The following is a 15,979-nucleotide window of genomic DNA, read 5'->3' on the forward strand; positions in this document are numbered from 1 at the left end:
ATCACCAAACGTATAACTTAAAACGTACAACTTAAAACGTACAAATAAAACAATATTTTAACTTTGCGCAATGACAAAGAAAGTTAGAGTACGATTTGCACCAAGCCCTACCGGAGGCTTACACCTTGGCGGAGTAAGAACTGTTTTATTTAATTACCTGTTTGCCCGCAAGCATGGTGGTGATTTTATTCTAAGAATAGAGGATACAGACCAGAGCCGTTACGTGGAAGGTGCAGAAAAGTATATTCTTGACTGTCTGGCCTGGTGCGGTTTAAATCCGGATGAAGGCCCGCTAAATGGTGGTCCATATGCCCCATACCGTCAGAGTGAACGTAAAGAAAATTACAGGAAATATGCTGAGCAGCTGGTGAATGATGGTTATGCTTACTATGCCTTTGATACTCCTGAAGAGCTTGATCAGCAAAGGCAGGTCACGGCAAATTTTCGCTACGGACATGAAAATCGTAATAGTCTGCGCAATTCCCTGACCTTATCAGCCCAGGAAACAAAAACACTCCTTGAGCAGGGAGTTCCCCACGTGATTCGTATCAAGATTCCAATTAATGAAACGGTACATTTTTATGATATGATCCGCGGGGGTGTGAGTTTTGAAACTAATCTGGTTGATGATAAAGTATTATTAAAAGCTGATGGTATGCCAACTTACCATCTGGCGGTTGTGGTGGATGATTACCTGATGAAAATCAGTCATGCCTTCAGAGGTGAAGAATGGCTTCCATCGGCACCCGTGCATATCCTGCTTTGGGAATATCTTGGCTGGAAGGCGGATATGCCAGAGTGGGTACACCTGCCGCTGATTCTTAAACCTGACGGCAATGGTAAATTAAGCAAGCGCGACGGCGATCGCCTGGGATTCCCGGTTTATGCAATGAACTGGAAAGACCCGAAGACCGGAGAAACTACCCGTGGATTCCGGGAAATGGGATATCTGCCTGAGGCTTTTGTTAATATGCTGGCTCTTTTGGGATGGAATGACGGCACCGAACAGGAGATATTCAGTATGGATGAGCTGATCGAAAAATTCAGTATTGAGCGTGTGAGCAAGGCCGGAGCAAAATTCGATTTTGAAAAAGCGAAATGGTTTAACCATGAGTATATCAAGAAGAATCAAGTATCGGGTATCAAGCATCAGGTACTTGAGATCCTGAAAGCTAAAGACATCCAGGTTGAGGATAATGAATATTTCGAAAAAGTGCTTGAAACGGTAAAAGAGCGCATGACCTTCCTTCAGGATTTCTGGGAACAGGCATCCTTCTTCTTTGAACAGCCTGCATCTTATGATCTGAATGCTGTTAAACCTAAATGGTCTGATGCTAAAACAGAGTTTTTTAATGAACTGATCAAAAAATACGAAGCAGAAACCTGGGAAGCAGCCAGCCTGGAAGTAGCTTTCAAGGCTCTTGCCGATGAAAAAGCTATTAAACCGGGCGAACTGATGCTGCCTATGAGAATAATGCTCGTTGGCGGAAAATTCGGTCCGGGAGTATTTGATATTGCTGTCCTTCTTGGAAAAGAGGAAACCATCTCAAGGATTAAGAAAGCGGTAATTGCATTTATGGCAGAGTAAGAAGATAGTAACCACGTCTTTTCGACGAACGAACGGAATTTTAATGTTAAAAGGAACCTGTAAGGCGAGGAGAAATCTGTTGACCTGAGGCGATGACTTCGGGCATGAGATTGCTTCGTCGTACCTCCTGCCCATGACAAATCAGGACTAACAGTGCCCGTCTTTATACCTCTGACCTCAACACCTCCAGCGGCGGCCGGTTCAACACGCTACGACTGTTGAATAAGCCAATCAGAACCGTTAATGAGCTGATCAGAAGGAACAACAGCAAAACCGGCAACAAATCCGGTGTAAAGCTGGTTTCAAAATTGAACCTTGCCAGTCCCCAGCTTGCCAGTAAGGCCAGAATGATACCCGCTCCTGTGGCAAGGGCTCCGAGGAAGAAATACTCCAATGCAGTAATAGCCAGAATCTGCTTACGGCTAGCACCAATGGTACGCAGCAATACGCTTTCACGGATACGCTGATATTTACTGATCAGCACAGAGGCAATCAATACAATCAATCCGGTAATAATACTGAAAGCGGCCATAAAACGTACCACAAAGCCCATCTTATCCAGAATCTCATCAAGCACACTCAGAACCAGTCCAAGATCTATCATAGAAATGTTCGGGAAATTACGTACAACAGCCTGCTGATAACGGGCTGAAATTTCATTGGAAGGAACCTGCGTTAACAGAACATGAAACTGAGGGGCCTCTTCGAGTACACCGGCCGGGAAAATCAGAATGAAATTGGTCTGAATACGATTCCAGTCGACCTTTCTGGTACTGCCAACAATGGCTTTCAATGGCGCCCCCTGCACATTAAACATCAGTTCATCACCAACTTTAACGCCTATACGTTTAGCATATCCATCCTCCAGAGATACATAAACCGGTTTTCCGGGCTCTGCCTTGCCTGTCCATACACCATCGACCAGTTTTTCAGAATCGCTCAAACTATCCCGGTAAGTTACACGATACTCACGCTCCAGTCCGCGCATGGCACCCCAGGCAACGCTGTCTTTTTTATAATCCGCATAGTTCCGCCCCTTGATCTCTGTCATTCTCATGTTCACGATAGGAACTTCCTGCAGAACCGGCAAATTCATACTTCTGGTCAGTTCATTCACAGCCTGTTTCTGGCTACTCTGAATATCAAAAAGTACCATATTCGGCTGATTCTTACTTGATGAAAGCGTTACCCTGTTAATCAGAATATCCTGAACAAAGAAAAGAGTACAGATAAATGCTGTTCCCAATCCGATAGACACTACCAGAATCAGTGTCTGATTATTTGGGCGGAAAAGATTGGCAAAACCCTGTCTCCATAAATAGCTCCATGAAGACGGGAAATATCTTCTTGTAAGCCACATCATGGCATAAGCCAAAGCAGCAAGAGTTACAAAACCGGTTACCACACCTCCGGTAAAGAAAACAGTTTTCTTCAAAGAGCCTACCTGCAGATAGGTAAACCCAAACACAAACAGCACAATAATTCCATATATCAGCCATTTCAGAGGATCCTTAAACAGGGATGTTTCCTGTAATGAAATCCGGAGGGTGTTCAGCGGAGAAATATTCCGTACCGAAACAAGCGGTAAAAGAGCAAAGAGAATAGAGATTACCAGTCCGATTAAAATACCCTGAGCAATGGCTAACCACGAAATAACTACTGTAATCTCAACCGGAAGGAAATCTTTTAAAACAATCGGAAGAAACTGCTGAATCAGGGTTCCAAGCAATGCTCCTATTACCGATCCAAGCAAACCAATACCGGCAATCTGGATCATATAAATCATAAATGCCTGTCCGGAACCCGCCCCAAGGCAGCGAAGAATAGCTATGGTATTAATCTTCTCGCGAATATAGATATGGATAGCGCTGGCCACACCAATACAGCCCAGCAAAAGTGCAATAAAACCCACCAAAGCCAGGAACCCGGTCAGATCTTCGAATGATCTGCCCGTATTTTCCTTACGCGATTCTATGGTTTCATAATCCAGCTCCAGTTTTTCGAGCCGAGGCTCCAGTTTCTTCACAAGTTTATCAATATCCGTATCCCGACTGAACCTGTAATAAAAATTGTAAGTAATCCTGCTGCCCTTCTGTAAAAGTCCGGTCTCTTCCAGATAAGAAAGTGGTATATAAACTATAGGAGCTACGGAAGCCGAAAAACTGGTTTGACCGGGAGCCTTATTCAGCACACCCGCAATCCTGAATTTTAATTCGCCAACCTGTATTGAATCTCCTGTCTTTGCATCGAACTGAAGCATGAGGGTCTTATCAACCAGTGCCTCACGATTATTTCTGAAACTGCGGCTCGCTGCTTCCGGACTCGTTTCAATATCTCCGTAATAAGGATAATCACCCGAAAGAGCTCTTACATTTACCAGACGGGTGCCCCCATTCTTCGGGAAATAGATCATTGATGCAAATCCCCGCTCTTCAGAACGCGCTTCGCCCAAAGAATTCAGCACAGGACGCGCTTCGGGCTTCACTGCTTTGTTGGTTTCAATAACCAGATCTGCACCAAGCAGGCTCTTGGCCTGTGAGTCGATATCTTTTTTAAGATTATACTCAAAAGAATAAATAGCAACTAATGCTGCTATACCCAATATGATAGATGAGATAAATAAAAAGAGTCTTGAACGGTTACGGCGACTGTCGCGCCATGCCATTAACAAGAGCCAGCTGAAATTAACTGAACCCTTTGGCTGATCAGTCTGTAATTGATTAAACTCCGGCATGCTCAGTGCTTTCAGGGTTTGTTAATTTATCGGCAATCACAGATCCTCCCTTAATACGGATGATCCTTTGAGTTTTAGAGGCCAGCTCCAGGTCGTGAGTAACAAGAACCAGGGTGGTTCCCGCCTCTTTGTTCAGATCAAATAATAACTTAACCACTTTCTCGCTAGTTTCAGCATCCAAATTACCCGTAGGCTCATCCGCAAACAGAATTTTAGGCGAATTAGAAAAGGCTCTGGCCAGAGAAACCCTTTGCTGTTCTCCACCGGATAGCTGAGCAGGATAATGATGGCCGCGATCTGCAAGACCAACCTTGTCAAGCAATTCCAATGCACGCGGACGGATGTTCCTCTCACCTCTCAGCTCCAGAGGAACCATCACATTCTCAAGTGCTGTCAGGGTAGGAAGTAACTGAAAATTCTGAAAAATAAAACCAACATATTGATTTCTTACATGAGCGCGCTGATCCTCACTCAGATTATCCAGACGGATATGATTGAGCTCAACGATACCCGAACTGGATCGATCCAGTCCGGCACAAAGACCCAGAAGAGTGGTCTTACCACTTCCCGAAGGACCAACAATCGACATGGTAGAACCTGCTTCAATAGCGAAATTGATATCATTCAACACTGTCAGGGTACGCCCTCCGCTCTGATAGGTTTTACATAAATTCTGAATGTTAAGTATAATATCCACTCGTTTTGATTTAATAATTGGCTATAGATTAATCAGTTCCTGCAAAATAAACAAAATGGGGTACAGTGATTGTAAAAATCATCTCATATTATTTGGATGGAGTGGGGGGCATTCTTTCTACAGTAATAGCGTTAGATTCCCATTTTCAATTCCTAATTATCCCCTTAAAGCCTTATATTGTTTTATAAATCCTGATTGAAGCTTACTGAAAGCTGTACAAAGGGATGTGGGTAATTGGGTACATTAAATTTTCATTAGTCAATTTAACATACTTTGAAAACAAGCTTATGAAAAACCAATCAAAGTTTACCATCGCCAGCCTGCTGCTGTTCTTATTTTTGATGCCAATAGCTCAGGCATCAAAACCGGTAAAAATTGCGACGATCGGGGCTTCCCCTTCCATCAATAAAAATCAGTCACCTGAGGTTTTAGTAGAACAGATGATTAGTTTCTGGCAGGGCCAGCTCAATCAGGTTCTTAAATCTAAACTGGATTTGATTGTCTTACCTGAAGTTTGTGATGTGCCGGTAGGCTTGAGTACTTCGGAACAAAAAATATATCTGGAGGTTAGAAAAAACAGGCTTTCGGACTTTTTTGCCAAAATAGCACGGGAGAATAATTGCTATATCGCCTTTGGATCATTACATGAAGCTGATAAAGGCCTTCGCAATTCCCTGATTTTACTGGACAGAGAGGGGAAAATAGCAGGGACATATCATAAGAACTTCCCAACTATTTCTGAGATGGAACAGGGAGTTATACCCGGTGATCAAACCCCGATTTTTCAATGTGATTTCGGTACAGTTGGAATGGCTATATGTTTTGATTTAAATTATGATGAATTGCGTGCAAAATATTCGAAACTACAGCCTGATATCATCCTCTTCTCCTCGCTTTACCATGGCGGACTGATGCAAAGCCAATGGGCCTATTCCTGCCGCTCATATTTTGTAAGTGCCATTGGAATTGTACAACTGCCTTCGGAAGTTCTTAATCCGCTGGGAGAGATTGTTGCCAGCAGTACCAATTACTTCAATTATACGCTGGCCACCATTAACCTGGATTATGAAATAGCGCATCTGGATTATAACTGGGATAAACTTAAGAAGCTAAAGACGAAATACGGGGATGCCGTTAGCATTCATGACCCCGGAAAAGTTGGAGCGGTGATGATTTCCAGTGAGGATAAAGCCATTAATGCCAAACAGATGGTTAAGGAATTCGATATCGAACTTCTTGATACCTATTTTGACCGTTCCAGAATGTTTAGAAAAAAGCAATTGGAATAAGTACGGTGATTTCCAGCTAAAAGCAGAGAGCCAGCAGCAATTGACAGATAGTAACCTGATCCACTAAAACTCCGGAAAGGATTTAGAGAGGGTTAGGAATTTAACCTATATACGCCTGTTTAATTCCTAACCCTGCTGCAAGGTCCTCATCCCCACCAGGTAGGCATACGCAGCAGGTACAAAATTAGCTGTATATCATTAAAGATTAGCTCCCACTCTTTGTCAATCCTTGTAACTAAAGCTGAAGAAAGTTTATTTTTCTCACAGAACTGCAGCAGGCTTTTTAAAGATTTGGGCTTCCCGCCAAACTTATCCAGGATAAGAATATCATTGTAAATGCCCATGTGTAGAATGGAAAATTGTTTGTCGATTTGAGTTCTTATCATATCGTTGCTGAAGACAACTTTTTTGTCAGCCTTGAATGGATTGAAAGTGCCTCAGGTACAATCATGTTTTCAGGAAGTCTATTCAAAGGAGCGCTTATTGCCCGTGAAACCAGTCAGGCTGCCTGGCAAAAAGTCGGACTGTAGGATAGGCTTCACCCTGAAGGTGGCGTATTAAACATCAGCATCTTAGTAGTAAGCCGTATTTCTTGAGTGGACTAATAAAATACCACCATCTGTACTCAGAAAATATTAAACACAAATACCATCATCCAAAATCCCTGTAGGAAACAAAACCCTAAAACAGTATTTTCGGTTTTTCATAGATCAAACCATATGCTGAAATCGAAAATATACGGTCTGCTATTTCTAATCACAGTTCTTACAGCCTGTGGAAGTGGCGATACTAAAAAATTAAACGGCGAATCTGCCGATAGTCTGAATACCCAAACCCTAACTGAAAAGAAAAATATTCTCTTTTTTGGAAATAGCCTTACTGCCGGATTGGGTGTTGAGCCCGGAGAGGCATTTCCTGCAGTGATTGGCAATAAAATTGATTCGCTTAATCTTCCGTACCGTATTACAAATGCCGGACTAAGCGGAGAAACCACAGCTGCCGGCAAAGCCCGAATCAGCTGGATTTTAAAGCAAAAAGTTGATGTGTTTGTCCTGGAACTTGGGGCTAATGATGGACTCAGAGGGATTCCGGTAGCAGAAACCAGGCAAAACCTTCAGGATATTGTTGATCAGGTAAAAGCAAAGTATCCGGAAGCTAAACTGATAATGACCGGCATGGAAGTTCCGCCAAATATGGGAAATAAATATGCTTCAGAATTCAGGGTAATTTTCGCCGAACTGGCAAAGAAAAACAATATGGCTCTGGTTCCTTTCCTGCTTGATAAAGTCGGTGGCATACCTGAACTGAATCAGAATGACGGTATTCATCCAACTCCGGAAGGGCATAAAATACTGGCTGAAAACGTTTGGCTTGTTCTTAAAGATCTGCTATAAAAAAAGCCCGGATATGCTCCGGGCTTTAACTTAAACCAACCAATAAACCAAATCTTCCTCAATTCATAATCGTAATGAAGTATGAGGCTTTAACTTTACTCTTTTTTCAATCATTAATAAGACGAAGGAATCAGGACTTTGTTACAAAATCTTTTAAAAATTAATTCTTCATTCTCCTTTGCTCATCTTCCAGACCTGTGGAACGCCGGCGCTCCGGTTTAATCTCACTCTTTCCAAAGCGATAAGTAAAACTAATACGGCCTATGCGGGTTTCATTCTTCTGAACCAGGTTGTAGTTTAACCCGGTATAAGCACTTGTTATGGTTTGCTTACGGGTATTAAAGGCATCACTTAGCGCAAACTTAATACTTGCCTTTTTATTCATCAGCGTTTTGCTTAATCCCAGGTCAACTCCATATTGAGAGCTGATATTTAAGGTGCTGTACTGCATGGCAGATCTGTAATCGGCCATTATCTCTGCACTTAAAGTTTTATTAATAATTATTTTGTGCTGTGAATTGAACTGCCAGGCAAATTTTCCATTATTCAGCTCCTGTCCGTGCAGATCTGATGCACGAAATCCCAGATAAAACAGAAGTAAACTATTGCTGCTGCTCCACCATTTGGCGAATGAAACCGGAGAATTCAGTGTCAATCCGAAATTGGTTTGCTTATCCAGATTCTCGTTGGTTTGAAATAAAGCTTTCTTTGCAGTATCGGGCAAAAGAACCTGTGAGATTACGTCCCTGGTCAGGCTGTAATTCATAGACACATTATAGGTTTTCTTATAGTTGTAACTGAACTCGAAATTATTGGTGTACTGAGGGTTCAGGAATGGATTTCCCTGGTTGTATGTGTACTGATCAAGATAGAAAATGAATGGATTCAGGGCATCATAGCTCGGACGATCGATACGACGACTATATGAAATACCAAGATCATGATCTTTTAACAGGGTTTGATTTAAAAATATACTCGGAAACAGATCAATATAACTGCGATCTACTTTCTTGCTGGTTGTAACAGAATTACCATTAGAATTAGTTTGTTCTGCCCTTAATCCCATCTGGATACTGGTCGACTTAAACTGCTTATTCAGATTCATATATGCTGCATTCACATTCTCATCATAAACAAACTGATTACTTTTTCTGATATCATTTTCCCAGGTGCCACCATTCAGCTGCTCAAACCTGAAATCATTATCTGTTTTGACAATACTGCTTTTCAAACCGGCCTCGAATTTCGTGGTCTTATTCAGTGGCATCGTATAATCAATTTTCAGGGCTTTGATATTGATGAATGAAGGAGTGCTGTTTTTAATATAACTTGGATCTTTATCAGGACCATTGAAGTTTACAAAATGGTTGTCGTACAAGGTCTTTTCATTGCCATTATAACGTGAATAATCAAGATCGAAGGAAAGTTCTTTACCGGATGTATCCAGTACAGATTTATAATTCAGATTATAGGCCATGTTTTTGTAACGGCTATTACCGTCATTGACAGCAATTACCGAAGAATCAGGCTGTGAAAATGAACGTCCAATCAGAGTGGTATTGTTGTAAAGTTCATTTCCGGCATTGTGATAACCATTAATCAATATCCCAATGGTATTATTCTTATTCAGGAAAAGGTCAAGTCCTGCCTTAAAATTATTATTGTCGTTTTTTCTCAGAAAACCTCCCTCTTGTCCGAAAAAGGTCTTCACACTGGAATTTGAAACTTCACGGTCAATAATCATATACTGACCCCGGTTCATGCTGGCAAAATTATAATTGCCAAACAGGTTAATCCCTTTATTTCTGTGATTTAAGCTAATTCCCCCGTTTGCACGGTAATTGTCGCCATAACCTGCACCTGCAGTAAAGGTTCCATTGGTTCCAACAGTATTGCTTTTCTTTGTTCTGATATTAATAATTCCTGAATTTCCTGCAGCATCATATTTTGATGAAGGATTAGTAATCAGTTCGATGGTTTCAATCTGAGAACTGGGCATATTCCGGAGCATATTGGCTACATCGGCATTACTCATATAAGTTTGTTTCCCGTCAATCATAACTAATACTCCCTGTTTGCCCTGCATGGAAATATTGTCGTTCTGATCAACAGTAACACCCGGAGCTGTTTGAAGAACTTCCAATGCCGTTGAACCAGCCGAGGCAATGCTGTTCTCTACATTCACTACCATTCTGTCGATTTTACGCTCAACGAATGGTTTAATGGCTTTTACGGTTACCTCACCAAGCATTTTACTGTCTTTAGCAACAATAATCTGTGGAAAATTCTTAACCGGATTTGCTTCATTGACACTAAATGCTTCGGTTCTGCTTTTAACAAAGCCCACCATGCTTGCTGTAAGTATATATTCTCCTCCAGGAAGATCCTTAATGATAAAATTACCTTCCAGATCGCTCACAGCAGTACGCACAAGTGATGAATCCTTAGCTTTTAAAAGACTTATAGTTGCAAAATCAAGTGCTTTTCTTTCCTGATCCAGAACGGTACCGCTAACTTTTGAACCGGCTATTTTGCTTTGCGCAAAGCTTATCCCTGCATTTACAAGAAAGCAGGAAATTATTAATATTGATGCCAGATATTGCTTTTTCATTTTTTCAATTAAAAAAATCAGGGCAATAGTTTTCCATAGGGCCATTTACATAGCTCCGGCTTCAAAGCAAGAAATCTGATTGCTGATGTAGGTTTTAAATTCTGTATTTGTAATTAAGACGACACAGGAGAATATTGGTTACACAGAAAATGAAAAAAAGGAAAAGCAGGTACTTACTATAACTTAAAGGCCTTTCAGAAGATCTGAAGGAAAGATCATTGTAAATATAGTACCTCCTGATAGTTCCGATTCAATACGGATTGCGATATGGTGATACTCTGAAATACTCTTTACTATTGACAAACCCAGACCATAGCCCGCCCCGTCTTCTGAGTTATTCGCTTTCTTAAAGCGGTTAAATATTGTGGAGATCTCATCCTCAGGGATACCAATACCGGTATCGGCAATAGCTATTTCATAATTTCCATCAGCATTTAAACGATCTGAAATGCTGATTTTTCCTTCCGTCTTATTATACCTGATCGCATTATTAAGCAGATTATAGAACATCTGAAACAAGAGATCCCTGTTGATATTCTGAAGTATAATTTGATCTGAAAGATTAATGCTCAGTCTGATCTCTTTCTCTGAAAGACGATGGCTAATCTCATCCAGCACATCTCCGAACAACTCAGTAACATAAACAGTATCCTTTTTGCTGAACTGATCATTATCGATACGGGAGATCAGTAATAATGAATGCACAATCCGCTTCAAACGATTCAATGTTCGCTGCATTCCGATCAGGCGGTCCTGAACAAGCTCGGTAACTTCAGGTTCTCCCATCAGGTTCTCTATCTTATTCTGAAGTATCCCTATCGGTGTCATCAATTCGTGGGAAGCGTTGGCGGTAAATTCCCTTTCCTTTTCAAATGCCTCATGAATTTGCTGCATTAATGAGATCAGCGACCTGTCGAGGAACTGGAAATCACTGGTACTGGTATTCACCGGTTCAGAGTTTTCATTAAACGGAAATTTTCTGTTACTGATCTTGGTGCGGATTATCTCATCTAAAGGCTTAAGCAGGAAACGGGTATAAAAAAGATCTACAACCAGCGTAATCAGAATCAAACCAAGAAGCACATAAGTTGCTATTCGCTGCAGCGGACGGTTATACTGATCGATTGTTTCGATAGTTTTACCAACCTCCATCAAATAACTGCCATTTCCGGCAGGAAACACGTGGGTAAGTACTCTGTAGTTCAGGGTATCCTGCTCTATGATTCGCTCATCAGTATAAATAGTATCCAGCGTAAATCCTTCCTCCACCGGCTCAAGCGATATGTATTCCTCCTTGAGCATGGTATAACTACCGTAACTGGCTTCACCCTGAAGGTAAGATTCGACCCCATTTCTGGCCACTACATCCAGAACCTTCTCTTTCTGTTGCTGAAGATAATAGTCGGTATAAGTTCTTGCTATTCTACCAATCAGATAAGGCAGTGTAAGCACAAAAAGCAAAACAATAGCAAGCTTTGACAGGGTAATGAATAAAGTTAGCTTGCTGTTTAATTTCACAATTATTTTCTGATTTTATAACCAACACCCCTGACGGTTTCGAGCCATTCTACCGGACCATATACGCTCAGTTTTTTGCGGATATTTTTAATATGAACATCAATGTAATTGGAATCATAATCATCGTCGGCAAATGTACCCCAGATATGCTCACTAAGCTGCATCCGGGTTAAGACCCTGTTCTTATGAAGCAGCAGATAGCTGAGCAGATCATATTCTTTTCGGGTTAGTTCTATTTCTTTGCCTGTATGAGAAACTGTACGCTTCTGCAGATCAATCATAAATTCACCCAATGGTATTTCCTGAGTGCTGACATTAAACTTTCTGCGGGATATGGCCTGCATACGGGATTGCAGCTCCAGAAGTGAAAATGGTTTAGGCAGATAATCATCAGCACCCAAATCCAGTCCGATAATACGGTCTTCTATATTACCACGAGCGGTTAAAATGATATAGGCCGCATCGGGATTCAATTTTTTTGCTTCCCTGAGAACTTTTAATCCATCGAGATCGGGTAAACCAAGATCCAGAAGTACAAAATCATAGGGATTTACGCCCAGCATTTCGAGTCCTTTGCCGGCTGTATGAGCAAGGTCGCATATGTAAAATGCCTTTTTCAGAAACGCTTCAACTTCATAAGCAAGCGTCTTTTCGTCTTCGATCAGTAATACTTTCAAAATCAGAACTGATAATAAAAACTCAGATTAAAAAAGGAACGGGCTTTAGTTCCTGTTTCCGAAACATTCTTTCCTAATGCAGTCAGTTGCCAGGAAGTTTCGATCAGATAATTACTTCGATTATATCCCAATGCCAGATTTGCATTATAAGAGAGCAAATCAAAGCTGCTTGCATCCCGTGTCATGGTATAATACTGATCTCTGTATGGATTCAGCGGACCCGGAGGAAGCATGCCTATGCCCTGTCTGTCGCGTCTTACTATATATTCTTCCAGATAATGAAGAGTACCGCCAACCAATTCAAAGCCGGGATCAAGAGTGATAAAATCTTTCTTGCCAAGACTTCCCAGATTCAGTGTTTTCGAAGCAACAAAAGAAAGAAAAAAGTCATTCTGACTTCCAAACGCATAATAGCTGTTCAATCCTGTTTTAAAAACATTAAAATCATACGCCAATGAGGCACTCAGGTTATTTTCGTTGGCAGCCTGAAGCAGGGGAGAGTTTTTTGCAAAAAAGGACCGGGTATATCCGGCAGTTCCGCTGAATTTTTCAGAAAATTTAAATTCATATCCTGCCGATATATCAAACTCAGATATTGCTGAGCCACTCACATTCAAAAGTTTATATGAACCTGCAGAAAAATACAAGCCACCCTTAAATCGTAAAGAGGCATTGGTCAATATGTATGGTAAGCGCTGTTCTGCCGTCTGCCCGTAATAATTTGCATTATTACCATAAATAGCTGCAAGGGTTAATGTTGAACCGGGAGTCTGAGTCGAATCAGAATCAGCCATTGCAAAAACCTCAGCTGTCAGAAGCACAGACAAGAGCGATAAAAATAATCCTTTAATCATGAAATTCTTCTAAAATCACTGAATATGAAAGCCTCCAAATCCTTTTCTCGGGATTTTTATAGGTAGCCTTCTGATTGGAATCCTGTCGGTAACAGCCTGCGGTTTGATTTTGGGAATAGAGCGGGGAACCTGTTTAATACCTGATCTGGGACCTAAACGATGATTCTCGCCACCGGGTCTTTGATTTCCTGTTCTGATATCATCAAGCCCCCTGCGATCGTCGCGCGGCTGTTCCTGATCTGTTTTTTCAGAACCACCCCGTCTAACCGGAATAGTGTCAATAAGCACATAAATACCTTCCTTAAAAATCAGATCATTTTGCGGTCGCTCATAAATTTTCCCATCCCCTGCATAAAGTAATGCCGGAAAAATGCCCGTCAAAGCAAGCATGAAAATTGTACGACAGATAAATAATGGGTTCATTTAATGTAAAAATAATGAAAGTTTGCCTCAAAAGAGGCAAACCGTCATTCTTATAAAGGTATTTATATGATGGAAGCCTTAAAAGTTCCGAATTCCGGCATTTACACGGATATTAGATCGGATACCTGGTCGGCTGATTTTCCCCTGAATACCGGTTCTGGCACTTATCCCAAGTCCGGCTCCTGTGCTTCTTTGAATACCGGCTCCTGACATACTATGTCCCTGACCACTGGTTGCAGAGCCCGCCTTATCGGGTCTTTCTGACCTTCTTTCTTTTCCCTCCCTGTGCATGCGCCCGGTACTCTGACCATCTGTATTTTGTGCATTGGATGAGGCTATTGTACTTACTGTTTCTCCATGAAGGGTAGCATCTCCCTTTACCTTTGCAACAGAATTAACCTCTGTTCCATGTTCATTCCGAGCATTTTCTTTAGTTTGTGAATAAGCCGAAACTGATATTACAATCAATGCGGCTAATAAAATTTGCTTTTTCATAACTCAATATTTAATTAACAATAAATAGTAAATGATATTCAAAGATTGACAGGGAAGATGAAGAGTAAATGAATTTTTAAGATTTTTTAAAAATTCGCGGGGAAGCTCATTCCGGTGCATATTGAAAAAGAAACAATTACTTTTTCTTCCCTTTTACTTTCGACAGATTTTCATTAGCCCTGAAACTTGTTATTTCCCTGATCAGATCATAAGGCAATTCATCTGAAACCGGGAATCTGACTGTTCCTTTAGAAACAGGATAAGCAGATAACTGATCTCTGAAAACCTCTATTGCGCCTGATCCGGGGTAAAATCCAATATGATTTTTGAATGCTGCAAAATGAACCAGATTCCCATTCAGTTTAAAAGTTGGGATCTGGTAACTGATAGTTTCCTGCGCTTCAGGTGCAGTTTCACTAATCACCATTCTTATTTTTTGAAGAATCTTCTGAACATTATCAGGATAAAGGGCAATATACTGGTCTATATTCAGGGGTGAAGAGGTTAGATTTTTCATATCCGATCAGACTGATATTTAAAGGTATTAAACCGGGGCCTGTTTTATCTGAAGAAAAAATACTTTACTAATCTTTACTTTTCTCCAGCATCTCAATTTCAAAAGCTTCTTTCACCGGACGGATAGGTTTATCGTGTGCGTCGCTCAGTACTTTTACAAAGCAGCCACCATAATAAAGTATCATAGCAGAATAAAATACAAAGAGCATAATCAAAACCATTGAACCTGAAGGGCCGTAAATCAGGCCAATATTACTGCTGATCAAAAGATAACCAAGTATCCACTTCCCAATTGTAAACAAAACAGCAGTAAACAATCCGCCGCCAAAGGCTATATCCCATTTCGGTCTTCCAATGGTAAGAAATCTGAATAAAAAGGCAAGCCAGATAGTAACCGCACTTACAAAAACGATCTCATTCAATACGCGGTTAAAAAACCATCCTCCACCACCCCAAATCTCATCAATTGACTCTCCAAGAAGATTTTGAACTCCTTCAAAAAGCAATCCTACGATGAACAGAAATCCTGCAAGGAAAATAATGATGAGTGAACGAAGACGATATCTTAACTTAAAAATAAAACCCATTTCAGGTCTTACCCTGATATCCCAGATCTGCCCCAATGAGTTTTTGATCACATCAAAAAGGGTTGTAGCAACGAACATCAAAAAAATAAAACCAAAAACTGTGATATACCAGCTTTGATTAAGTCTGCTGACAGCTTCCAGTACCCCCGCTACAAGATGCGCACTGCTGGTACCTAAAATATGGCCAAGTCTGTTAATCAGCTCTGAACTCAGCTCATTGGGATCAACTATAAAGCGAAAAAACTGGGTAAAAATGATCAGGATCGGAGGCAGGGCAAATGTCGTAAAAAAGGCAGTTGCAGCTCCCATACGCAAGGGATCATTCAGCTTTAACAGAGAGAATGAACTCCTCATTAATGAAAATAATGCGATCAGCTTATGAACAAGATTATGTTCTTTTTCTATCTTCTTTGTCAAGCCTCAAAGTTAGGGAAAAGAGTTATTTATCGTAAATTCTTACTAACTCATATAATTTGTTGGTTATCAGCGCCCCAATTTCCTAAATTGAGCATTAATCCATATAAGAAAATTCGTAATTCGTAATCACTGTTGTCCGGAATAATTTTTAGGAAAGTCTCGACCAAAAAAAAGCCCAG

At 40.9% G+C, this 15,979-nt stretch carries 15 protein-coding genes; 4 read left to right on the plus strand and 11 right to left on the minus strand.

Annotated elements, in window-relative coordinates:
* Positions 1 to 70 precede the first annotated feature (70 nt).
* Positions 71 to 1,588, plus strand: coding sequence for a glutamate--tRNA ligase (gltX, locus tag P2W72_RS07190; protein WP_276360320.1), 1,518 nt, complete (start codon positions 71 to 73; stop codon positions 1,586 to 1,588).
* Between the two features lie 163 nt (positions 1,589 to 1,751).
* Here gltX and P2W72_RS07195 read toward each other — a convergent pair whose 3' ends face one another.
* Positions 1,752 to 4,322 (minus strand): FtsX-like permease family protein, encoded by a 2,571-nt coding sequence (locus tag P2W72_RS07195; RefSeq protein WP_276360321.1) that lies wholly within the window; start codon positions 4,320 to 4,322, stop codon positions 1,752 to 1,754.
* Positions 4,309 to 5,019, minus strand: a complete 711-nt coding sequence (locus P2W72_RS07200) for an ABC transporter ATP-binding protein (protein WP_276360322.1) — start codon at positions 5,017 to 5,019, stop codon at positions 4,309 to 4,311. Before P2W72_RS07200 ends, P2W72_RS07195 begins: the two co-directional genes overlap by 14 nt.
* 287 nt (positions 5,020 to 5,306) lie before the next feature.
* On the opposite strand from P2W72_RS07200, the gene P2W72_RS07205 reads away from it, so the two are divergent.
* A complete protein-coding gene (locus tag P2W72_RS07205) occupies positions 5,307 to 6,308 on the plus strand; it encodes a carbon-nitrogen hydrolase family protein (RefSeq protein WP_276360323.1) in 1,002 nt (333 codons plus the stop codon).
* Between the two features lie 146 nt (positions 6,309 to 6,454).
* Here P2W72_RS07205 and P2W72_RS07210 read toward each other — a convergent pair whose 3' ends face one another.
* Positions 6,455 to 6,694 (minus strand): hypothetical protein, encoded by a 240-nt coding sequence (locus tag P2W72_RS07210; protein ID WP_276360324.1) that lies wholly within the window; start codon positions 6,692 to 6,694, stop codon positions 6,455 to 6,457.
* Between P2W72_RS07210 and P2W72_RS07215 the strand changes: the two genes are divergently transcribed.
* The gene (locus P2W72_RS07215) at positions 6,680 to 6,838 is read left to right on the plus strand and encodes a hypothetical protein (protein ID WP_276360325.1); all 159 of its coding nucleotides are present in this window, start codon (positions 6,680 to 6,682) and stop codon (positions 6,836 to 6,838) included. The two genes, P2W72_RS07210 and P2W72_RS07215, sit on opposite strands and share 15 nt — an antisense overlap.
* Before the next feature lie 189 nt (positions 6,839 to 7,027).
* Positions 7,028 to 7,702 carry an arylesterase gene (locus tag P2W72_RS07220; protein WP_276360326.1) on the plus strand — a complete coding sequence of 225 codons (675 nt, stop codon included), beginning with the start codon at positions 7,028 to 7,030 and terminating at the stop codon, positions 7,700 to 7,702.
* Between the two features lie 160 nt (positions 7,703 to 7,862).
* Here P2W72_RS07220 and P2W72_RS07225 read toward each other — a convergent pair whose 3' ends face one another.
* From P2W72_RS07225 to P2W72_RS07260, 8 genes are all read right to left on the minus strand, one after another.
* Complete coding sequence (locus P2W72_RS07225) at positions 7,863 to 10,313, minus strand: TonB-dependent receptor (RefSeq protein WP_276360327.1); 2,451 nt, start codon at positions 10,311 to 10,313, stop codon at positions 7,863 to 7,865.
* Positions 10,314 to 10,496: 183 nt separating this feature from the next.
* Positions 10,497 to 11,831 carry a HAMP domain-containing sensor histidine kinase gene (locus tag P2W72_RS07230; protein ID WP_276360328.1) on the minus strand — a complete coding sequence of 445 codons (1,335 nt, stop codon included), beginning with the start codon at positions 11,829 to 11,831 and terminating at the stop codon, positions 10,497 to 10,499.
* A gap of 2 nt (positions 11,832 to 11,833) precedes the next feature.
* The gene (locus P2W72_RS07235; RefSeq protein WP_276360329.1) at positions 11,834 to 12,508 is read right to left on the minus strand and encodes a response regulator transcription factor; all 675 of its coding nucleotides are present in this window, start codon (positions 12,506 to 12,508) and stop codon (positions 11,834 to 11,836) included.
* A gap of 2 nt (positions 12,509 to 12,510) precedes the next feature.
* On the minus strand, positions 12,511 to 13,362 hold the full coding sequence (locus P2W72_RS07240; protein ID WP_276360330.1) for a hypothetical protein: 852 nt from the start codon (positions 13,360 to 13,362) through the stop codon (positions 12,511 to 12,513).
* A 15-nt stretch (positions 13,363 to 13,377) separates the two neighbouring features.
* Complete coding sequence (locus P2W72_RS07245) at positions 13,378 to 13,785, minus strand: hypothetical protein (protein WP_276360331.1); 408 nt, start codon at positions 13,783 to 13,785, stop codon at positions 13,378 to 13,380.
* A 78-nt stretch (positions 13,786 to 13,863) separates the two neighbouring features.
* Positions 13,864 to 14,280 carry a hypothetical protein gene (locus P2W72_RS07250; protein WP_276360332.1) on the minus strand — a complete coding sequence of 139 codons (417 nt, stop codon included), beginning with the start codon at positions 14,278 to 14,280 and terminating at the stop codon, positions 13,864 to 13,866.
* 136 nt (positions 14,281 to 14,416) lie between these two features.
* Positions 14,417 to 14,797 carry a DUF1801 domain-containing protein gene (locus tag P2W72_RS07255; RefSeq protein WP_276360333.1) on the minus strand — a complete coding sequence of 127 codons (381 nt, stop codon included), beginning with the start codon at positions 14,795 to 14,797 and terminating at the stop codon, positions 14,417 to 14,419.
* A 67-nt stretch (positions 14,798 to 14,864) separates the two neighbouring features.
* A complete protein-coding gene (locus P2W72_RS07260) occupies positions 14,865 to 15,800 on the minus strand; it encodes a YihY/virulence factor BrkB family protein (protein ID WP_276360334.1) in 936 nt (311 codons plus the stop codon).
* Between the last annotated feature and the right edge of the window lie 179 nt (positions 15,801 to 15,979).

It is taken from the genome of Daejeonella sp. H1SJ63, from assembly GCF_029360775.1.
Classification (GTDB): domain Bacteria; phylum Bacteroidota; class Bacteroidia; order Sphingobacteriales; family Sphingobacteriaceae; genus Daejeonella.